The sequence below is a fragment of the Citrobacter sp. Cf132 genome (assembly GCF_030333885.1).
GTDB classification, from domain to species: Bacteria; Pseudomonadota; Gammaproteobacteria; order Enterobacterales; family Enterobacteriaceae; genus Citrobacter; species Citrobacter freundii.
In genome coordinates this window covers 18383-39742 of record NZ_JAOWFA010000052.1, presented here as the reverse complement: position 1 = coordinate 39742, position 21360 = coordinate 18383, and the positions used below count along the sequence as shown (strand labels likewise).

20 protein-coding genes and 1 other annotated feature are annotated in these 21360 nt (G+C 53.5%); of the genes, 14 read left to right on the top strand and 6 right to left on the bottom strand.

The annotated features are described in order from the left end of the window. Positions 1–133: 133 nt before the first annotated feature. Complete coding sequence (lplA, locus tag OGV85_RS10275; RefSeq protein WP_003019035.1) at positions 134–1150, bottom strand: lipoate--protein ligase; 1017 nt, start codon at positions 1148–1150, stop codon at positions 134–136. A 36-nt stretch (positions 1151–1186) separates the two neighbouring features. After that, the gene (locus tag OGV85_RS10270; protein WP_003019032.1) at positions 1187–1828 is read right to left on the bottom strand and encodes a YtjB family periplasmic protein; all 642 of its coding nucleotides are present in this window, start codon (positions 1826–1828) and stop codon (positions 1187–1189) included. A gap of 115 nt (positions 1829–1943) precedes the next feature. On the opposite strand from OGV85_RS10270, the gene serB reads away from it, so the two are divergent. The 3 genes from serB to nadR all read left to right on the top strand — a co-directional run bounded on the left by serB (position 1944) and on the right by nadR (position 5624). Then, a complete protein-coding gene (gene serB / locus OGV85_RS10265) occupies positions 1944–2912 on the top strand; it encodes a phosphoserine phosphatase (protein WP_003019027.1) in 969 nt (322 codons plus the stop codon). Positions 2913–2923: 11 nt separating this feature from the next. Next, complete coding sequence (gene radA, locus OGV85_RS10260; RefSeq protein ID WP_001728171.1) at positions 2924–4306, top strand: DNA repair protein RadA; 1383 nt, start codon at positions 2924–2926, stop codon at positions 4304–4306. An 88-nt stretch (positions 4307–4394) separates the two neighbouring features. Further along, the gene (nadR, locus tag OGV85_RS10255; protein ID WP_003019021.1) at positions 4395–5624 is read left to right on the top strand and encodes a multifunctional transcriptional regulator/nicotinamide-nucleotide adenylyltransferase/ribosylnicotinamide kinase NadR; all 1230 of its coding nucleotides are present in this window, start codon (positions 4395–4397) and stop codon (positions 5622–5624) included. A 99-nt stretch (positions 5625–5723) separates the two neighbouring features. Here the strand turns inward: nadR and ettA are convergent, their stop codons facing one another. Further along, the gene (gene ettA, locus OGV85_RS10250) at positions 5724–7391 is read right to left on the bottom strand and encodes an energy-dependent translational throttle protein EttA (RefSeq protein WP_003019019.1); all 1668 of its coding nucleotides are present in this window, start codon (positions 7389–7391) and stop codon (positions 5724–5726) included. A gap of 331 nt (positions 7392–7722) precedes the next feature. Here ettA and sltY point away from each other — a divergent pair, with 331 nt between their 5' ends. Together sltY and trpR are read left to right on the top strand one after the other, a co-directional pair. After that, on the top strand, positions 7723–9660 hold the full coding sequence (sltY, locus tag OGV85_RS10245; protein ID WP_003019016.1) for a murein transglycosylase: 1938 nt from the start codon (positions 7723–7725) through the stop codon (positions 9658–9660). A gap of 89 nt (positions 9661–9749) precedes the next feature. Further along, positions 9750–10076, top strand: a complete 327-nt coding sequence (gene trpR, locus OGV85_RS10240; RefSeq protein WP_003837292.1) for a trp operon repressor — start codon at positions 9750–9752, stop codon at positions 10074–10076. Positions 10077–10131: 55 nt separating this feature from the next. Here the strand turns inward: trpR and yjjX are convergent, their stop codons facing one another. Further along, positions 10132–10647, bottom strand: a complete 516-nt coding sequence (yjjX, locus tag OGV85_RS10235) for an inosine/xanthosine triphosphatase (protein ID WP_003019009.1) — start codon at positions 10645–10647, stop codon at positions 10132–10134. 52 nt (positions 10648–10699) lie between these two features. On the opposite strand from yjjX, the gene gpmB reads away from it, so the two are divergent. Beyond that, positions 10700–11347 carry a 2,3-diphosphoglycerate-dependent phosphoglycerate mutase GpmB gene (gene gpmB / locus OGV85_RS10230; protein WP_003019006.1) on the top strand — a complete coding sequence of 216 codons (648 nt, stop codon included), beginning with the start codon at positions 10700–10702 and terminating at the stop codon, positions 11345–11347. Here the strand turns inward: gpmB and robA are convergent. After that, positions 11344–12213, bottom strand: a complete 870-nt coding sequence (gene robA, locus OGV85_RS10225; RefSeq protein ID WP_003837295.1) for an MDR efflux pump AcrAB transcriptional activator RobA — start codon at positions 12211–12213, stop codon at positions 11344–11346. The two genes, gpmB and robA, sit on opposite strands and share 4 nt — an antisense overlap. A gap of 211 nt (positions 12214–12424) precedes the next feature. Here robA and creA point away from each other — a divergent pair, with 211 nt between their 5' ends. Genes creA through creD form a run of 4 tightly spaced genes read left to right on the top strand, consistent with a single transcriptional unit; the run spans position 12425 to position 16443 of the window. After that, positions 12425–12898: a protein CreA gene (gene creA / locus OGV85_RS10220; RefSeq protein ID WP_003018998.1), complete on the top strand. Its 474-nt coding sequence runs from the start codon at positions 12425–12427 to the stop codon at positions 12896–12898. Positions 12899–12910: 12 nt separating this feature from the next. After that, positions 12911–13600 carry a two-component system response regulator CreB gene (creB, locus tag OGV85_RS10215; protein WP_016149520.1) on the top strand — a complete coding sequence of 230 codons (690 nt, stop codon included), beginning with the start codon at positions 12911–12913 and terminating at the stop codon, positions 13598–13600. Further along, positions 13600–15024, top strand: a complete 1425-nt coding sequence (creC, locus tag OGV85_RS10210; protein ID WP_286553496.1) for a two-component system sensor histidine kinase CreC — start codon at positions 13600–13602, stop codon at positions 15022–15024. The genes creB and creC overlap by 1 nt, the downstream gene beginning before the upstream one ends. 57 nt (positions 15025–15081) lie before the next feature. Beyond that, on the top strand, positions 15082–16443 hold the full coding sequence (gene creD, locus OGV85_RS10205) for a cell envelope integrity protein CreD (RefSeq protein WP_061548374.1): 1362 nt from the start codon (positions 15082–15084) through the stop codon (positions 16441–16443). Positions 16444–16503: 60 nt separating this feature from the next. Here the strand turns inward: creD and arcA are convergent, their stop codons facing one another. Continuing rightward, positions 16504–17220 (bottom strand): two-component system response regulator ArcA, encoded by a 717-nt coding sequence (gene arcA, locus OGV85_RS10200; protein WP_001194359.1) that lies wholly within the window; start codon positions 17218–17220, stop codon positions 16504–16506. A gap of 95 nt (positions 17221–17315) precedes the next feature. Between arcA and yjjY the strand changes: the two genes are divergently transcribed. The 4 genes from yjjY (at position 17316) to thrA (ending at position 21360) form a co-directional block, all read left to right on the top strand. After that, positions 17316–17456: a YjjY family protein gene (yjjY, locus tag OGV85_RS10195; protein ID WP_042998021.1), complete on the top strand. Its 141-nt coding sequence runs from the start codon at positions 17316–17318 to the stop codon at positions 17454–17456. 398 nt (positions 17457–17854) lie between these two features. After that, entirely contained in the window at positions 17855–18541 is a 687-nt protein-coding gene (locus tag OGV85_RS10190; RefSeq protein ID WP_003018988.1) for a tRNA/rRNA methyltransferase, read from the top strand. A 206-nt stretch (positions 18542–18747) separates the two neighbouring features. Next, positions 18748–18874: a sequence feature (Thr leader region), on the top strand. Then, the gene (gene thrL, locus OGV85_RS10185) at positions 18753–18818 is read left to right on the top strand and encodes a thr operon leader peptide (protein ID WP_072291326.1); all 66 of its coding nucleotides are present in this window, start codon (positions 18753–18755) and stop codon (positions 18816–18818) included. (Overlaps the previous feature by 66 nt.) A 23-nt stretch (positions 18875–18897) precedes the next feature. Then, entirely contained in the window at positions 18898–21360 is a 2463-nt protein-coding gene (thrA, locus tag OGV85_RS10180) for a bifunctional aspartate kinase/homoserine dehydrogenase I (protein WP_003018985.1), read from the top strand.

Sequence of the window (21360 nt, the reverse complement as noted above, 5' to 3'; positions counted from 1 at the left end):
AGGCGCTGCGCTGGCCGGGCCTACGGGAATGCCGCTATTAATGCCTGATGGCGCTTCGCTTATCAGGCCTACGGGAGCGGTCTTGTAGGCCGGATAAGGCGCAGCCGCCATCCGGCAATTCGCCACTAATCGCTTAGCGAACGGCCTTCGCTACCCAAGCAGCCAGCTCACGCAACTCGCTTTCCTGATCTGGATACTCCGCAAGCAGCGCTTCACAAGTCTGCTGTAAAATATCGGCGCGATACTGGCAGCCCTGTAGTCGTTCTGCCAGTACTTCCAGCGGCGCAGGATTGAGGCTATCGGTGTAGACTTGGGTGCGGGTAATCACGCCTTTTTCGACGTCGAAATGCAGCTCAACGCCACCCCAGGTGAAACGTTCGTCCAGTAAATGTGAAAAAGCAGGCGCCTGGCCAAAATTCCACTCCCAACTGCTCTGGCGGGCAAAGGTTTCGGCGAAGTTCGGCAGATCCGGCGCTTTGTCTGGGGAGATGATCTCGGCTTCTACGCGTTCGCCGTAGTGGGCAAAAAAGGCTTCCGTGATGGCCTGACAGACCTGTTGATGAGTGATGCCCGGTAACAGCTCGGTCAAATTCGCTACGCGCGAGCGAACCGAAGTGATGCCTTTGGCGGCAAGTTTCTTTTTATCGGGATTGAGATAGTTTGCCAGGCGGCTGAGATCGGCATTCAACAGCAGCGTGCCGTGGTGGAATCCGCGATCTTTCGTTTCCCGATAAGCAGAGCCGGAAACTTTGCGATCGCCGTCCGGCGTTTTCACCACCAGATCGTTACGCCCGGAGGCATCAGCTTCTACGCCCAGCGAATTCAGCGCATTGAGGACGATCGCGGTGGAGATGGTTTTGTCGTATTCCGGTTTACCAGCCATAAAGGTAAAGCAGGTATTGCCTAAGTCATGGAACACCGCGCCGCCACCGCTGCTGCGCCTGGCGAGCCGCACGTTGTCTTCTTCCATGCGGCGGGTATTACACTCTTTCCACGGGTTTTGCGCCCGGCCAATTACCACCGTATCGGCGTTACGCCACAAGAACAGAACGCGCTGCGTGGCGGGCATCTGGCGAAAAATGCACTCTTCGACCGCGAGGTTAAACCACGGATCGTAAGAGTCTGAGATAAGCAGGCGTAGTGTTGTCATGGTTGATTTCCCTTCTGTTTTACAGTTTTTACAGCTTTACTCTATCTTCTCGTTGTCTTCTTCCTGCACCGGTTTGTTGGCAGTGAGAAGGAAAGGAGATTGCTGCCAGCGGGTACGCTTACCTTGCAATAAGGTACGGGTCAGCACTACACCGATTGCCAGTGACAGTAGCAGCATCAGGCGTAAGATGTTGGTGGTGTTATCCACCTGCTTGGCTTCAGTGGCAAGAGTGTGGGTATCCAGCGTCAGGCGCAGATAGCCCAGCGGACCATTTTTTCCCTGAATGGGTTCGACGATCTGCTGGTTAAAATAGCCCCCGGCTTTTTTGCCGTCGAGCGCCAGACGATCACGAACATTGACGCTCTCACCGGTGCGCGTAATCAGGTCTCCCTGTTCGTCGTACACGCCTGCGTCCAGAATACGGCTACTCTCCGTCAACTGTGTGAGCACCGCCTTAATACGCTTTTCATCCGGCGTTTCGGTACGCATCAGCGGGGCGACGTTCAGCGCGACCTGACGGGCCAGCGTGCGGGCCAGCTCTTCGAGCTGCGGATTACGCTGCTGCTGGTGGCTTTGACTAAACCAGGAAGCCCCCTGCATCAGCGCGACGAGCAGCGCAAGGCAGGACAATACAATCACTGCACGATGAAGTCGGAATTTCAGTTTTGTGCGAGCCATATTCCACCTGCTGAAAATTTGAGACTTAATGTTGCCAGAAGCGCTGGTTACAGGGTAGCCTCATGCGTTATTTTCCCCTGATGATTCCGACCCGAACGATTTTACAGGAGCTTTAATGCCTAACATTACCTGGTGCGATCTACCTGAAGATGTCTCTCTGTGGCCAGGTCTGCCCCTCTCTTTAAGCGGTGATGAAGTGATGCCGCTGGATTACCACGCGGGCCGCAGTGGCTGGCTGCTGTACGGTCGTGGGCTGGATAAACAACGGTTAACGCAATACCAGAGTAAACTGGGCGCGGCGATGGTGATCGTGGCGGCGTGGTGCGTTGAGGATTATCAGGTAATTCGTCTGGCGGGCTCGTTAACGCCGCGTGCGGCAAAACTGGCGCATGACGCCAAACTGGATGTTGCGCCGCTGGGTAAAATTCCGCATCTGCGCACGCCGGGTTTACTGGTGATGGACATGGATTCAACGGCTATCCAGATCGAATGCATTGATGAAATTGCTAAACTGGCCGGAACCGGCGAGATGGTTGCCGAAGTCACCGAACGCGCAATGCGCGGCGAGCTGGACTTTACCGCCAGCCTGCGCAGCCGCGTGGCGACGCTGAAGGGCGCTGATGCCAATATTCTGCACCAGGTGCGCGAAACATTGCCGCTAATGCCAGGCCTGACTCAGTTGGTGTTAAAACTGGAAACGCTTGGCTGGAAAGTGGCTATCGCTTCCGGCGGGTTTACTTTCTTTGCCGATTATCTGCGCAACAAGCTGCGCCTGACGGCAGCTGTGGCGAATGAGCTGGAGATCATGGACGGTAAATTTACTGGCAACGTGATCGGCGATATCGTCGATGCTCAGTACAAAGCCAGTACTCTGACCCGCCTGGCGCAAGAATATGAGATCCCGATGGCGCAGACGGTGGCGATCGGCGACGGTGCCAACGATCTGCCGATGATCAAAACGGCCGGGCTGGGGATTGCGTATCATGCGAAACCCAAAGTGAATGAAAAGACGGAGATTACTATCCGTCACGCTGACCTGATGGGCGTGTTCTGCATTCTCTCTGGCAGTATGAATCAGAAATAATGAGGTAAAACGTGGCAAAAGCTCCTAAACGCGCCTTTGTTTGTAATGAATGCGGGGCCGATTACCCGCGCTGGCAGGGGCAATGCAGCGCCTGTCAGGCCTGGAATACCATTACCGAGGTGCGCCTTGCCGCATCGCCAACGGTGGCGCGCAACGAGCGACTCAGCGGCTACGCCGGAAATGCGGGCGTTGCAAAAGTGCAGAAGCTCTCTGACATCAGCCTTGAGGAACTGCCGCGTTTTTCTACCGGATTTAAAGAGTTTGACCGCGTGCTCGGCGGTGGTGTGGTGCCCGGCAGCGCCATACTGATTGGCGGTAACCCTGGCGCGGGCAAATCAACGCTGCTGTTGCAAACGCTGTGCAGGCTCGCCGAGCAGATGAAAACCCTGTACGTCACCGGCGAAGAGTCGCTGCAACAGGTGGCGATGCGCGCGCATCGGCTTGGCCTGCCGACGGCGAACCTGAACATGCTGTCGGAAACCAGTATCGAACAAATTTGCCTGATTGCTGAAGAAGAACAGCCGAAGCTGATGGTGATCGACTCCATTCAGGTGATGCACATGGCGGATATTCAGTCTTCGCCGGGCAGCGTGGCGCAGGTGCGTGAAACCGCTGCTTACCTGACGCGCTTTGCTAAAACGCGCGGCGTGGCGATTGTGATGGTCGGCCACGTCACCAAAGATGGCTCGCTGGCCGGGCCGAAGGTACTGGAGCACTGTATTGACTGCTCGGTGTTGCTCGACGGCGACGCCGATTCCCGCTTCCGTACACTGCGTAGCCATAAAAACCGCTTTGGCGCGGTGAATGAGCTGGGTGTCTTTGCCATGACGGAACAGGGGCTGCGTGAAGTCAGCAACCCTTCTGCAATTTTCTTAAGCCGTGGCGATGAAGTCACTTCCGGTAGTTCGGTGATGGTAGTCTGGGAAGGCACGCGCCCGCTGCTGGTCGAGATTCAGGCGCTGGTCGATCACTCAATGATGGCGAACCCGCGTCGTGTGGCGGTCGGTCTGGAACAGAACCGTCTGGCGATTCTGCTGGCAGTGTTACATCGTCATGGCGGCTTGCAGATGGCGGATCAGGACGTGTTCGTTAACGTAGTTGGCGGCGTAAAAGTCACCGAAACCAGCGCCGACCTGGCGTTGCTGCTGGCAATGGTCTCCAGCCTGCGCGACAGGCCGCTGCCACAGGATTTAGTGGTCTTTGGCGAAGTGGGGTTGGCAGGCGAAATCCGTCCGGTACCCAGCGGGCAGGAGCGTATTTCGGAGGCGGCGAAACACGGTTTTCGCCGGGCGATTGTTCCTGCCGCTAACGTACCGAAAAAAGTACCGGAAGGGATGCAGGTCTTTGGCGTTAAGAAGCTTGCGGATGCGTTAAGCGTGTTTGACGACCTATAATCAAATACCCGTACGTACTGAATTTGTAGGCCTGATAAGCGATGCGTCATCAGGCAGTGTTACGCGATTTTTCCAGCAGGAGGCTCTTGTGTCATTTGATTATCTGAAAACCGCCATTAAGAAAAAGGGTTGTACCCTGCAACAGGTGGCAGATGCCAGTGGCATGACCAAGGGATATCTAAGCCAGCTTCTGAATGCCAAAATTAAAAGCCCCAGCGCGCAAAAGCTGGAGGCGTTGCACCGTTTTCTCGGACTGGAGTTTCCGCGCCAGCAGAAAAATATCGGTGTGGTATTTGGTAAGTTTTATCCGCTGCATACCGGCCATATCTATCTTATCCAGCGCGCCTGTAGTCAGGTTGATGAACTGCATATCATCATGGGCTATGACGACACGCGCGATCGCAGCCTGTTTGAAGACAGTGCCATGTCGCAACAGCCTACGGTGCCCGATCGTCTACGCTGGCTGCTGCAAACCTTTAAGTATCAGAAAAATATCCGTATTCATGCCTTCAACGAAGAGGGCATGGAGCCGTATCCACACGGTTGGGACGTGTGGAGCAACGGGATCAAAACGTTTATGCAGGAGAAAGGGATCCAGCCAAACTGGATCTACACCTCTGAAGAATCAGATGCCCCGCAGTATCTCGAACATCTGGGGATCGAAACCGTGCTGGTGGATCCCAAGCGGACGTTTATGAGCATCAGCGGCGGGCAAATCCGTGAAAACCCGTTTCGCTACTGGGAGTATATTCCGACCGAAGTGAAGCCGTTTTTCGTGCGCACCGTGGCGATCCTCGGCGGGGAGTCGAGCGGTAAATCGACGCTGGTGAACAAGCTCGCCAACATCTTTAACACCACCAGTGCGTGGGAATATGGGCGTGATTACGTCTTCTCCCATTTGGGCGGCGATGAGATGGCGTTACAGTATTCTGATTACGATAAAATCGCCCTGGGACAAGCGCAATACATTGATTTTGCTGTTAAGTACGCCAATAAAGTGGCGTTCATCGACACCGATTTTGTGACCACTCAGGCTTTCTGCAAAAAGTATGAAGGGCGTGAACACCCGTTTGTGCAAGCGCTGATTGACGAGTATCGCTTCGACCTGGTTATCCTGCTGGAAAACAACACCCCGTGGGTAGCGGATGGCTTGCGCAGCCTTGGAAGTTCGGTTGACAGAAAAGCGTTTCAGACGCTGTTGGTCGAGATGCTGCAGGAGAACAATATCAATTTTGTGCACGTTCAGGAGCCGGACTACGATGGTCGCTTCCTGCGCTGCGTGGAGTTGGTGAAAGAGTTGATGGGCGAGCAGAGGTAGGTTTTAATGCCGGATGCGCTGCGCTTATCCGGCCTACAAGTCGCACTAACCTCGTAGGCCGGATGTGGCATGACGCCGCCATCCGGCGCTTAACGCTAATTACTTAGAAATACGCTTGTACTTAATACGCTTCGGCTCCAGCGCATCGGCGCCCAGCGTGCGTTTCTTGTACTCTTCGTATTCGGTAAAGTTACCTTCGAAGAACTCAACCTTACCCTCATCCTGGTAATCCAGAATGTGGGTCGCGATACGGTCAAGGAACCAACGGTCGTGCGAGATAACCATCGCGCAGCCCGGGAACTCCAGCAGGGCGTTTTCCAGCGCGCGCAGGGTTTCGATATCCAGGTCGTTGGTTGGTTCATCGAGCAGCAGCATGTTGCCGCCAACTTGCAGCAGCTTCGCCAGGTGCAGACGACCACGCTCACCGCCGGACAACTCGCCAACGCGTTTACCCTGATCCACACCTTTGAAGTTGAAGCGGCCCACGTAGGCACGGCTTGGCATTTCGGTGTTGCCGATCTTCATGATATCCAGCCCGCCGGACACTTCTTCCCACACGGTTTTGCTGTTGTCCATGGCGTCACGGAACTGGTCAACGGAGGCCAGTTTGACGGTTTCACCCAGCGTGATGGTACCGCTGTCAGGCTGTTCCTGGCCGGACATCATACGGAACAGGGTTGATTTACCCGCACCGTTCGGACCGATGATGCCGACGATAGCGCCTTTCGGTACCGAGAAGCTCAGGTCGTCAATCAGCACGCGATCCCCGTAGGATTTACGCAGATTGGTGACTTCAACAACTTTATCGCCCAGACGTGCTCCAGGTGGGATAAACAATTCGTTGGTTTCGTTACGTTTCTGGTATTCAGTGTTGTTCAGCTCTTCAAAGCGTGCCAGACGGGCTTTACCCTTAGACTGACGGCCTTTAGCGCCCTGACGTACCCACTCCAGCTCTTTCTCAATGGATTTACGGCGAGCCGCTTCCTGAGAGGCTTCCTGGGCCAGACGCTGATCTTTCTGCTCCAGCCAGGAAGAGTAGTTACCTTCCCATGGAATACCTTCACCACGGTCCAGCTCCAGGATCCAGCCGGCAACGTTGTCGAGGAAGTAACGGTCGTGGGTAATCGCCACCACGGTACCTTCGAAGTCGTGCAGGAAGCGTTCCAGCCACGCGACGGATTCGGCGTCCAGGTGGTTAGTCGGTTCGTCGAGCAGCAGCATGTCTGGTTTTTCCAGCAGCAGGCGGCACAGCGCGACGCGGCGGCGTTCACCACCGGAGAGATTCTCAATTTTAGCGTCCCAGTCCGGCAGACGCAGGGCGTCAGCGGCACGCTCAAGCTGCACGTTCAGGTTATGACCGTCGTGCGCCTGAATGATCTCTTCAAACTTGCCCTGCTGTGCGGCCAGCTTATCGAAGTCAGCGTCCGGTTCGGCGTACTTGGCGTACACTTCATCCAGACCTTTCAGCGCGTTAACCACTTCGGCAACCGCTTCTTCCACGGATTCACGAACGGTATGTTCCGGGTTCAGTTTTGGTTCCTGTGGCAGGTAACCGATTTTAATGCCAGGCTGTGGGCGAGCTTCACCTTCGATATCAGTATCAATACCGGCCATGATGCGCAGCAGGGTAGATTTACCCGCACCGTTCAGACCGAGAACACCGATTTTGGCGCCAGGGAAGAAGCTCAGTGAGATGTTTTTAAGAATATGACGTTTCGGCGGAACGACCTTGCCGACACGATGCATGGTATAAACGAATTGGGCCACGTTGGACTCGCCTCTATGTTTATCCCGTCATACTTCAAGCCGCAGATGCGTTGGCTGTGTCGTTCACCCCAGTCACGTACTTTTGTACGCTCAGGGGATTCACTTCCTCGCCGCCTTGCTGCAACTTGAATTATTTAGGGCTAATTATTGGTAAATAGTTATCAAAGGCGAAGTGTAGCCTTTTTCATTGTCCAATCCCAGCCAGCAGATCCCACTCGCAACAAAAGTAAAAAAGTGTCCGTGACGTGGCGCATTCTGCAATGTCTGGTTAGCATGAATGAATTAAGCGGCATGATGCTGCACAGACGTAACATGAGAAGAGGAAGAGCTTGTGGACAAAGCTAAACAATTTACCTGGCGCCTGCTGGCTGCCAGCGTATGTCTGCTGACGGTCAGTCAAGTAGCGCGAGCGGATTCCCTGGATGAGCAGCGCAATCGCTATGCGCAAATTAAGCAGGCCTGGGATAACCGGCAGATGGATGTCGTAGAGCAGATGATGCCTGGCCTGAAGAACTATCCTCTGTATCCTTATCTGGAATATCGCCAGATCACTGACGATCTGATGAATCAGCCCACCATTACCGTCACCAATTTTGTGCGCGCCAACCCGACGCTGCCCCCGGCGCGTACTCTGCAATCTCGTTTCGTGAATGAACTGGCGCGCCGCGAAGACTGGCGTGGGCTGCTGGCGTTCAGTCCGGAAAAACCGGGCACCACCGAAGCGCAATGTAACTATTACTTCGCGAAATGGAGTACCGGACAAACTGAAGAAGCCTGGCAGGGGGCGAAAGAACTGTGGCTGAGCGGAAAAAGTCAGCCGAACGCCTGTGACAAATTATTCGGCGTATGGCGTGCCTCAGGCACCCAGGATCCGCTGGCGTATCTGGAGCGTATTCGTCTGGCGATGAAAGCCGGGAATACCGGACTGGTCACGGCGTTGGCCGGACAGATGCCCGCGCAATACCAAACCATTGCTTCAGCGATCATCGCGCTGGCCAACGATCCGAATTCGGTAATGACCTTTGCTCGCACCACCGGCGCAACGGATTTCACCCGACAGATGGCGGCGGTCGCCTTTGCCAGCGTGGCGCGTCAGGATGTGGAGAATGCCCGCCTGATGATCCCTTCCCTGGTGCAGGCGCAACAGCTGAATGACGAGCAAACCCAGGAGCTGCGCGACATTGTCGCCTGGCGTCTGATGGGCAATGACGTTACCGACGAGCAGGCCAAATGGCGTGATGATGCGATTATGCGCTCCAACTCCACCTCGCTTGTGGAGCGCCGGGTGCGCATGGCGCTGGGAACCGGCGATCGTCGTGGCCTGAATACCTGGCTGGCGCGTCTGCCAATGGAAGCCAAAGAAAAAGATGAGTGGCGCTACTGGCAAGCGGATCTGCTGCTGGAGCGCGGACGCGATGCGGAAGCCAAAGAGATCCTGCACCAACTCATGCAGCAGCGCGGTTTCTATCCGATGGTGGCGGCACAGCGCCTGGGCGAAGAGTACGAGCTGAAAGTGGATAAAGCACCAGCGAACGTTGATTCTGCGCTGACTCAGGGCCCGGAAATGGCACGCGTCCGCGAGCTAATGTACTGGAACATGGATAATACCGCGCGCAGTGAATGGGCGAATCTGGTCACCAGCCGTACCAAGTCCGAGCAGGCTCAGTTGGCGCGTTACGCGTTCAACAATCACTGGTGGGATCTAAGCGTTCAGGCGACGATCGCCGGAAAGTTGTGGGATCATCTGGAAGAGCGATTCCCGTTGGCCTATAAAGATCTTTTTACCCGTTACACCAGCGGCAAGGATATTCAGCCAAGCTATGCGATGGCGATAGCGCGTCAGGAAAGCGCCTGGAACCCGAAAGTGAAATCACCGGTTGGCGCAAGCGGGCTGATGCAGATTATGCCGGGTACGGCGACGCATACGGTGAAAATGTTCTCGATTCCAGGTTACAGCAGTCCGAGCCAGCTATTGGATCCTGATACCAACATCAACATCGGAACCAGCTATTTGCAGTACGTGTATCAGCAATTTGGCAATAACCGCATCTTTGCGTCAGCAGCCTATAACGCCGGTCCGGGACGCGTTCGCACCTGGCTTGGCAATAGCGCTGGCCGCATTGATGCCGTCGCGTTTGTCGAGAGCATTCCATTCTCAGAGACGCGTGGTTATGTGAAGAACGTGCTGGCTTACGATGCGTACTATCGCTATTTCCTCGGCGATAAACCGGAGTTGATGAGCGACGCAGAATGGCAACGTCGTTACTGATCGTGTCGATTGTGTTATGCTATCGTACTCGTTAAAGAGTACAAAAGGGGGAGGCAAGCACGCTTCCCCCGCAACGATGGCGATATCTTATGACTCAGCAATCACCCTATTCAGCAGAGATGGCAGAACAACGTCACCAGGAGTGGTTACGTTTTGTCGATCTGCTTAAACACGCCTACGAACAAGATTTACACCTGCCACTGCTCAATTTGATGTTAACGCCGGATGAGCGTGAAGCGTTGGGCACGCGTGTGCGTATCATTGAAGAGCTGCTGCGCGGTGAGATGAGCCAGCGTGAGCTTAAAAACGAGCTCGGGGCGGGGATTGCTACTATTACGCGAGGGTCGAACAGCCTCAAATCCGCACCGGTGGATCTGCGTCAGTGGCTGGAACAGGTGTTGCTCGGGAAAAATTGATCCGCCGGATGTGGCTTTGCCTTATCCGGCCTACGATTGAACATCCGGCACAATGCTATAAATACACCGCGTTATGAAACGGGCTGAGCGCCAGAATCACCGCCTGGTGGTAGACGCTCGAACGCGTCAGCTTACCCGCGGTAAAGACGCCGATTGCGCCCTCTTTACGGCCAATCTCATCAATACCTGTATAGTCCGACATCACCGGGCCGAGTGCTTCACCTTTGCGGACTCTGTCGAGAATGACAGTAGGCAATGGCAGCGTGGCTGAACGGGCTTCACCGCGCTGGATGCCGTTATCAATTACTACCCAACTGAAGGTGGCATCGTCGTCAATTCCTGCTTCAATGGCGACCCAGAAATCAGCCTGTGGGTGCTGGCGGCGAGCGTTATCAACACGATTTCGTGCGCCAGTGCGCGTTTCCTGGTTTCCGAAAGGTTGTTCCGGCACGCCACTCTCGACGGCGACGGGTTCAATATGGCAGGATCCTTCCCCGAAAATCTCTTCAAATGCCCGCAGAATTGCCTGAATTTTGGCAGGATTGGTGGTCGCAGAGATAACCTTGTGCATAATTAAGCTCAGTTTGAAAATTCATCGCATCGCAGTATAACGGAAAAAAAGCATGTTACAGGTATACCTTGTTCGCCATGGCGAAACGCAGTGGAACGCCGAGCGACGTATTCAAGGCCAGTCAGACAGCCCACTAACCGCTAAAGGTGAACAGCAAGCCATGCAGGTGGGTGAACGCGCTCGCTCGTTTGGTATTACGCATGTCATCAGTAGCGATCTTGGTCGTACACGACGCACCGCAGAAATCATCGCCCAGGCCTGTGGCTGTGATATCACCTATGACTCCCGTCTGCGCGAGCTAAATATGGGTGTGCTGGAAAAACGTCACATCGATACGCTGACGCCGGAGGAAGAGGGCTGGCGTCGCCAGTTGGTGAACGGTACGGTGGATGGTCGTATCCCGGAAGGGGAATCGATGCAGGAATTGAGCGATCGCGTCAACGCAGCGCTGGCATCCTGTCTGGAATTGCCGCCGGGAAGTCGTCCGCTGCTGGTCAGTCACGGTATCGCGCTGGGTTGCCTGGTGAGTACAATTCTTGGATTACCGGCATGGGCTGAACGTCGCTTGCGTCTGCGCAACTGTTCTATTTCTCGCGTTGATTACCAGGAAAGCTTATGGCTGGCGCCGGGATGGGTCGTTGAAACGGCAGGGGACATCTCACATCTGGACGCCCCTGCGTTGGATGAACTACAGCGCTAGCGGCGAATCGGAATCAGGAATTCGCAGCGCAGGTTGATCGGGCGATCTCCCGCTTTGGCATCTTCTGCCGGGTAATATCGCTCGATATCCTGTCCTTTACGGCGCGTCAGGTTCAGCATTGGCATGCATGTGCCGTAAACCGTCAGGATAAACTCTTGCACGCCGGTTCCCAGCCCTTCGTAGGTAAACATCACGTACTCGCCACCCTGTAACAGGATAGGCTGCGCCGACGGCACATAGCCATTGGCCTGTTCCGGCGTCAGTGCAGTGGTGTAAAACACTTCCTGCTCGTCATCTTTTTCAATGCTCGGACGCGTTTCGTTAAGCCCGTACAGCACTGGCGGGATCGCAGGAGCCTGACTGAGGAAGTCGCGCCAGAACTGAATACGCATTTCATGACGGAAATCTGAAATCTGTTCCAGCGAGCAGGAATAGCTTTGCGTGGTGCCGAGTAGTTGCGTATCTTCCAGGGTGACAAACTCGTGCGCAGGCATCGCAAATTCACCCAGTCGCATTGGCGGGCGAATACCAAACGCACTCCATTCCGGGGAGCGACGATACAGAGCAGGCGTTTGGGAAAACTGTTTCTTGAACGCGCGAGTAAAGGTTTGTTGAGAGTCGAAGCGATATTGCAGCGCAATATCCAAAATTGGGCGCGCAGTCAGTCGTAGCGCCACTGCAGATTTCGATAAACGACGGGCGCGGATATAGGCGCCAATAGCATGGCCCGTCACGTCCTTAAACATTCTCTGCAGGTGCCACTTGGAATAGCCCGCTTTTGCCGCCACATTGTCAAGCGACAAAGGCTGATCCAGATGACCTTCCAGCCAGATTAATAGGTCGCGAATAATGCCAGCCTGATCCATAAAATATCCTCATCCTTTCAACAACGAGTACCTGACGTCAGGTATGAGGATAATAGCATTTTTTGCTGTTTTAGCATTCAGTGTTTTTTTTGCTCATAAATGCTTTTTTCGGACATACGAAAGCGTGATTATTGTAATCCTTTGATCTGTATACGTTTTATCTTAGAATGTCGAATAATTGCACAGAGTAACTTTTAAAAATGGTAACAATATGAAATATAAGAGCTTAGTTATTTCCTCAATTCTGCTGATGTTGGCGCAGGTTGCCCATGCGGAGCAGATTGGATCTGTCGATACGGTGTTCAAAATGTTTGGCCCGGATCATAAAATTGTGGTCGAAGCGTTTGACGATCCGGATGTTACTAACGTGACCTGCTACGTGAGTCGGGCGAAGACTGGCGGCATCAAAGGTGGTCTGGGGCTGGCGGAAGATACCTCCGATGCCGCCATTTCCTGCCAGCAGGTTGGGCCGGTAGAACTGAGCGACAGAATCAAGAACGGTAAAGCTCAGGGCGAAGTGGTATTTAAAAAACGTACCTCGCTGGTGTTTAAATCTTTACAGGTCGTGCGTTTTTACGATGCGAAACGTAATGCGCTGGCCTATCTGGCTTATTCAGATAAAGTCGTCGATGGATCGCCCAAAAATGCCATTAGCGCGGTACCCATCATGCCGTGGCGACAATAACAAGGAAGCACAATGCAACAGCCGTTGATCTGGTTGGTTGAGGATGAGCAGGGAATCGCTGATACGCTTATCTACATGCTGCAGCAAGAGGGGTTTAGCGTAGAGGCGTTTGAGCGCGGATTTCCCGTGCTGGAGAAATCTCGCCAGCAATGCCCTGATGCCATCATTCTGGATGTCGGGCTACCGGATATAAGCGGTTTTGAACTGTGCCGACGTTTACTTGAACGCCACCCGGCGTTGCCGATCCTGTTTCTGACCGCACGCAGCGATGAAGTGGATCGCCTGTTGGGGCTGGAAATTGGCGCGGATGACTATGTTGCCAAGCCTTTCTCGCCGCGTGAAGTGTGCGCTCGTGTGCGTACGCTGCTGCGGCGGGTGCAAAAATTCTCCACGCCTTCATTGACAACGCGCTGTGGGGATTTTGAACTTAATGAGCTGGCCGCGCAGATTACCTGGTTCGGCATGCCGTTGAACCTGACGCGCTATGAATTCCTGCTGCTGAAAACATTCCTGATGTCGCCGGGACGTATTTACTCCCGCCAACAACTGATGGATTTAGTCTGGGCCGATGCGCAGGATACCTTTGACAGAACGGTCGATACCCACATCAAAACGCTGCGCGCCAAGCTTCGGGCCATCAACCCCGAGCTTTCCCCCATCAATACGCATCGTGGTATGGGATACAGCCTGAGGAGCGTCTGATGCGCATTGGCATGCGTTTGCTGCTCGGCTATTTTCTGATTGTTGCCGTCGCTGCCTGGTTCGTTCTGTCTATCTTTGTGCAGGAAATTAAGCCAGGCGTCCGTCGAGCGACTGAAGGCACATTGATTGATACCGCCACGCTGCTGGCTGCGCTGGCGCGTGATGACTTACTCTCTAACTCTCCCGCCAACGGCAAGCTGGCGCAGGCCTTTTCGCAACTGCATAACCGACCATTCCGCGCCAATATCAGCGGCATTAATAAAGTACGTAATGAATACCATGTCTATATGACGGACGCCCAGGGCAAGGTGGTGTTTGATTCAGCTAACCAGGCCGTCGGTCAGGACTACTCCCGCTGGAACGACGTGTGGTTAACATTACGTGGGCAGTATGGCGCTCGTAGTACGCCGCAAAATCCGGACGACCCGGAAAGCTCGGTGATGTACGTTGCCGCGCCGATTGTAGACGGTAGTCGTATTATCGGTGTGCTCAGTGTCGGCAAACCAAATGCAGCGATGGCGCCGGTGATTAAACGCAGTGAACGGCGAATGCTGTGGGCCAGCGCCGTATTGCTGGGTATTGCCCTGGTGATTGGCTTCGGGATGGTATGGTGGATAAACCGCTCCATTGCCCGGCTGGCGCGTTATGCCGATTCCGTTACTGAGAATCGCCCCGTCCCACTGCCTGATTTAGGCAGTAGCGAGTTACGCAAACTGGCGCAGGCGCTGGAAAGTATGCGTCTGAAGCTCGAAGGCAAGAACTACATTGAGCAGTATGTCTACGCGTTAACGCATGAGCTGAAAAGCCCGCTGGCGGCCATTCGTGGCGCGGCAGAGATACTGCGCGAAGGTCCGCCGCCAAACGTGGTAGCGCGCTTTACCGATAATATTCTGACGCAAAATGCGCGCATGCAGGCGCTGGTTGAAACCTTGTTACGTCAGGCGCGACTGGAGAATCTGCAGGACATTACGTTGACGCCAGTGGCGGTAGATGCACTGTTTGCTCAGCTCAAAGAGGCGCGTAGCGTGCAGCTGGCGGCAAAAAACATCACGCTGACCATTTTGCCTTCATCGCTTAGCGTCGCAGCCGATCCCGCGTTACTGGAGCAGGCATTGGGGAATTTACTCGACAACGCTATCGACTTTACGCCACAGGACGGGACGATTGTGCTGAGTGCACATCAGCACGAGGATCGGGTCACGTTGCAGGTTACCGACAGCGGTAGCGGGATCCCTGACTTTGCGTTGCCACGTATTTTTGAGCGCTTCTACTCGCTGCCCCGCGAGAATGGACACAAGAGCAGCGGTTTGGGGCTGGCGTTTGTCAGTGAAGTTGCACGACTGCATGAAGGCGAGGTGACATTATCTAACCGACCAGAGGGCGGCGCACAAGCTTCGTTTACGCTTCATCGTCACTTCACATAACTTCAAATTCTCCGCACATAGCTGTTCTACCTTGCTGATATTGCAAAGGAGAACGCTATGTTGAAATCACCCCTGTTCTGGAAAATCGTCACTCTGGGTGGCGCCATGCTGCTGCTGTTAATTCCCCTGACAATGGTCAGGCAGATAATCGTAGAGCGATCGGATTATCGCAATGACGTTGAAGATGCAATCCGCCAGAGCACCAGCGGACCGCAAAAGATGGTCGGCCCGTTGATAGCCATTCCGGTGACAGAGCTTTATACCTCGCTGGAGGATGGCAAAGAGATCCAGCGTAAGCGAAGCTATATCCATTTCTGGCTGCCGGAGTCGTTGGTGGTTGAGGGGAGTCAGAACGTTGAAGCGCGTAAAATCGGTATTTATGAGGGCCAGGTCTGGCACAATGACCTCTCGGTGAAGGCCGAGTTTAACGCTGAACGTTTGCGTGATTTAAACCATCCCAATGTCAGCGTCGGCAAACCGTTTATCGTGGTTGGCGTGGGGGATGCGCGCGGGATTGGTGTGGTGCAAGCGCCGCAGGTCAATGGAACGTCGCTGGCGGTTGAGCCGGGGACGGGGCTGGATGGACGTGCGCAGGGGATCCACATTCCGTTACCCGACGCGAGCTGGGCGGAGCAAAACCTGAGCATGACGCTGTCGCTGAATTTGAGCGGAACAGGAGATTTCTCCGTTGTTCCGGTTGGCCGTAACAGTGAAATGACCTTAACCAGCAATTGGTCGCATCCCAACTTTCTTGGGGATTTTCTTCCGGCTAAGCGCGAAATCAGTAAGTCTGGATTCAATGCCCAGTGGCAAAGCAGTTGGTTTGCCAATAACCTCGGCGAACGCTTTGATGGCGAAAAGATTGGCTGGGAGGGAATGCCTGCATTTAGCGTCGCTGTCGCCACGCCTGCGGATCAATACCAACTGACGGATAGGGCGACAAAATATGCCATTTTGCTGATTGTGCTGACCTTTATGTCTTTCTTTGTCCTTGAAAGCATGACCAGCCTTCGACTGCACCCAATGCAGTACCTGCTGGTGGGATTATCGCTGGTGATGTTTTATCTGTTGCTGCTGGCGTTGTCAGAACATATTGGTTTTACCGCCGCGTGGATTACGGCCAGTCTGGTGGGGGCGTTGATGAACGGTGTGTATCTGCAGGCGATATTACAGGGTTGGCGTAAGAGTATTTTGTTCACCGTAGCGCTGCTGGGGCTGGATGGTGTGATGTGGGTGTTGCTCCGTTCACAGGACAGCTCTTTACTGCTGGGAACCGGCGTGCTGTTGGTCGCGTTGTGTGGCGTGATGTTCCTGACGCGTCATCTTGACTGGCACTCGCTGGCACAGCCAAAACCAAAGCTGACAGAAATTCCGGAGTCTCAGCCTGCGCAGAGTGACGAGTTTCGCTTATGGAAATAGGGCTGTGGTGAAATGAAAAACGGCGCATATTGCGCCGTTTTTTTACCTGTGAGGATCGAATTAATCCTGCAGGTCGCCGCAGAAACGGTAGCCTTCACCGTGAATGGTGGCGATGATTTCTGGCGTATCCGGCGTTGATTCGAAATGTTTACGAATGCGGCGGATAGTCACGTCAACGGTACGGTCATGCGGCTTCAGTTCGCGACCGGTCATTTTTTTCAGCAGTTCTGCGCGAGACTGGATTTTGCCCGGATTCTCACAGAAGTGAAGCATGGCGCGGAATTCGCTGCGTGGCAGTTTATACTGCTCGCCATCAGGACCAATCAGAGAGCGGCTGTTGATGTCCAGCTCCCAGCCATTGAATTTGTAGCTCTCGACGCTACGGCGTTCTTCGCTGACGGTACCCAGGTTCATGGTACGCGACAGCAGGTTACGAGCACGGATAGTCAGTTCGCGCGGGTTAAACGGCTTGGTGATGTAATCGTCTGCGCCGATTTCGAGGCCGAGAATTTTATCGACTTCGTTATCACGGCCCGTCAGGAACATCAGCGCAACGTTAGCTTGTTCGCGGAGTTCGCGCGCTAACAGGAGGCCATTTTTCCCAGGTAGATTGATATCCATAATCACAAGGTTGATGTCATATTCAGAGAGAATCTGATGCATTTCCGCGCCATCTGTCGCTTCGAATACATCATAGCCTTCTGCTTCGAAAATGCTTTTCAACGTGTTGCGTGTTACTAACTCGTCTTCAACGATAAGAATGTGCGGGGTCTGCATGTTTGCTACCTAAATTGCCAACTAAATCGAAACAGGAAGTACAAAAGTCCCTGACCTGCCTGATGCATGCCGTAAATTAACATGATCGGCGTAACATGACTAAAGTACGTAATTGCGTTCTTGATGCACTTTCCATCAACGTCAACAACATCATTAGCTTGGTCGTGGGTAGTTTCCCTCTGGACCCGACAGTGTCAAAAACGGCTGTCATCCTAACCATTTTAACAGCAACATAACAGGCTAAGACATGCCGGACACCCAATAAAACTACGCTTCGTTGACATATATCAAGTTCAATTGTAGCACGTTAACAGTTTGATGAAATCAACGTATCCAAATGTTTGCTTTCATCACAAAATTGCAATATTACAACTAGTTGCACGCGCTAATTAATAAATGTAATGAATCCAACCAATGCGATCCATTTTAAATTAAATTATCATGGATAAACAGAAGGATATGCAACTTTTGTTAACATAAAGGGCAATAGTTCAGTCTGGAAATAGTTTAGCATTTTTTACCGGATGCGAAATGCTTTTTCAGTGATTCCTGTTAAAAATATGTAAATTCGCGCTGCGTAATATGTTGATGCATGTCACATTATTACTTGCACACAGGCCAAAAGAGTATCGAAATGCGTTTAACAATTATTCTGGTTGCCCCCGCCAGAGCGGAAAATATTGGTGCGGCAGCCCGTGCGATGAAGACCATGGGATTCACCCAGTTGCGAATCGTTGACAGCGAGGCCCACCTGGAACCCGCCACGCGATGGGTTGCGCATGGTTCGGGTGATATTATTGATAATATTAACGTTTTTCCAACGTTAGCCGAGGCGCTTCACGACGTGGATTTTACCGTCGCGACCACGGCGCGCAGCCGCGCGAAGTTTCATTATTACGCTACGCCGGTCGAACTGGTTCCCCTGTTGCAGGAAAAATCAACGTGGATGGATCACGCCGCGCTGGTTTTTGGTCGTGAAGATTCGGGGCTGACCAACGAAGAATTGGCTCTGGCGGATGTCCTCACCGGGGTACCTATGGTGGCTGACTATCCATCACTCAATTTGGGGCAGGCGGTGATGGTGTATTGCTATCAATTAGCAGGTTTAATACAACAACCGGCCAGAAACATTGAGATGACGGATGAGCATCAGCTACAGGCATTGCGCGAACGTGTTTTGCGTTTATTAGCCACGCTGAACGTTTCTGACGACATTAAGTTGACGGACTGGCTGCAACAGCGAATGGGTCTGTTAGAGCAGCGAGACACGGCAATGTTGCACCGTTTTTTACATGATATAGAAAAAAATCTAACAAAATAAAGTGTTGATTAATGTTTGTTGTGCAGTGTTTTGCTCTGGTTTCAAGTGGGCGAGACATGCTGTATTGGTTGAAAGTAAAAGGGCAAGCAGTCGCTCATGAACAAGTTTCGGAATGTGATCAATTTAAAAATTTATTGACTTAGGTCAGCAGATACTTTAACCCTTAAAGAATACAGGACAGATAATAAATAATTACAGAGCACACAACATCATGAAACGCATCAGCATCACTATTACCACAACCATCACCATTACCACAGGTAACGGTGAGGGCTGACGCGTACAGGAAACACAAGAAAAAGCCCGCACCTAAACAGTGCGGGCTTTTTTTTCGACCAAAGGCAATGAGGTAAACCATGCGAGTGTTGAAGTTCGGCGGTACATCAGTGGCAAATGCAGAGCGCTTTCTGCGGGTTGCCGATATTCTGGAAAGCAATGCCAGACAGGGGCAGGTCGCGACCGTGCTCTCTGCCCCCGCAAAAATTACTAACCATCTGGTGGCGATGATTGAGAAGACCATCGGTGGTCAGGATGCTTTAGCCAATATCAGCGACGCCGAACGTATTTTCTCTGAGCTGTTGGTGGGTTTGGCCGCTGCGCAGCCGGGTTTTCCGCTGGCTCCGCTCAAAGCCTTTGTTGAACAAGAGTTTGCCCAGATTAAACACGTCTTGCATGGCATCAGCCTGTTGGGACAGTGCCCGGACAGCATCAATGCCGCGCTTATCTGCCGCGGCGAAAAAATGTCGATCGCCATCATGGCTGGCCTGCTGGAAGCGCGCGGGCACAACGTGACGGTCATCGACCCGGTGGAGAAATTGCTGGCAGTCGGCCATTACCTCGAATCTACTGTTGATATCGCCGAATCTACGCGCCGCATTGCCGCCAGCCGTATTCCTGCGGACCACATGATTTTGATGGCCGGATTTACCGCCGGGAATGAGAAAGGTGAGTTAGTAGTGCTGGGGCGTAATGGCTCCGACTACTCTGCCGCCGTACTGGCCGCCTGTTTGCGCGCGGATTGTTGTGAGATCTGGACCGATGTTGACGGCGTATATACTTGCGATCCGCGTCAGGTACCCGACGCCCGACTGCTGAAGTCGATGTCTTATCAGGAAGCGATGGAGCTTTCTTACTTCGGCGCCAAAGTGCTGCACCCGCGCACCATTACCCCTATTGCCCAGTTCCAGATCCCTTGCCTGATTAAAAATACCGGCAATCCACAAGCGCCTGGCACGTTGATTGGCGCCAGCAGTGATGACGACGATTTGCCGGTAAAAGGTATTTCTAATCTCAATAACATGGCTATGTTTAGCGTTTCCGGCCCAGGAATGAAAGGCATGGTGGGTATGGCGGCACGCGTTTTTGCCGCAATGTCGCGTGCGGGCATCTCGGTAGTGCTGATCACCCAATCCTCTTCCGAATACAGCATTAGCTTCTGCGTCCCGCAGGGCGACTGCGCGCGTGCGCAACGCGCGATGCAGGATGAATTCTACCTCGAACTGAAAGAAGGCCTGCTGGAGCCGCTGGCGGTGACTGAGCGTCTGGCTATCATCTCTGTTGTTGGCGATGGTATGCGTACTCTGCGTGGCATTTCGGCGAAATTCTTTGCCGCGCTGGCTCGTGCGAACATCAATATCGTGGCGATCGCCCAGGGTTCGTCTGAGCGTTCTATTTCAGTGGTGGTGAACAACGACGACGCGACTACCGGCGTTCGCGTGACCCATCAAATGCTGTTCAACACCGACCAGGTGATTGAAGTGTTTGTGATTGGTGTAGGCGGCGTGGGCGGTGCGCTACTGGAGCAGCTTAAACGTCAGCAAACCTGGCTCAAAAAGAAGCATATCGATCTGCGCGTGTGCGGCGTGGCGAACTCGAAGGCCCTGTTGACCAACGTCCACGGACTGAATCTGGAAAACTGGCAGTCGGAGCTGGAAAGTGCGAAAGAGCCTTTCAACCTTGGGCGCTTAATTCGCCTGGTGAAAGAATATCATCTGCTTAATCCGGTGATTGTCGACTGTACGTCAAGCCAGGCGGTGGCAGATCAGTATGCTGATTTCCTGCGCGAAGGCTTCCATGTGGTTACGCCGAACAAAAAGGCCAACACCTCGTCGATGGATTACTACCATCAGCTGCGTTTTGCCGCCGCGAAGTCCAGGCGTAAATTCCTCTACGACACCAACGTGGGCGCAGGCTTGCCGGTAATTGAAAACCTGCAAAACCTGCTCAGCGCAGGTGATGAATTGCAGCGTTTCTCCGGTATTCTTTCCGGCTCGCTGTCGTTTATTTTCGGCAAGCTGGATGAAGGCATGAGCTTCTCGCAAGCCACCACCATGGCGCGTGAGATGGGCTATACCGAGCCCGATCCGCGTGACGATCTTTCCGGCATGGATGTGGCACGTAAGCTGCTGATCCTCGCCCGTGAGACCGGTCGTGAGCTGGAGCTTTCAGACGTGGTCATTGAACCAGTTCTGCCAAAAGAATTTGATGATTCCGGTGATGTATCCGCGTTTATGGCGAAATTGCCGCAGTTGGATGACGTGTTTGCCGCGCGCGTGGCGAAAGCCCGTGATGAGGGAAAAGTATTGCGTTATGTTGGCAATATCGAAGAGGACGGCGTTTGTCGCGTGAAAATTGATGCAGTAGACGGCAACGATCCGCTGTTTAAAGTGAAAAACGGTGAGAACGCGCTGGCATTCTATAGCCACTACTATCAGCCGTTACCGTTGGTTCTGCGCGGATATGGCGCGGGTAACGACGTGACGGCAGCGGGCGTCTTTGCCGACCTGCTACGCACCCTTTCATGGAAGTTAGGAGTCTGA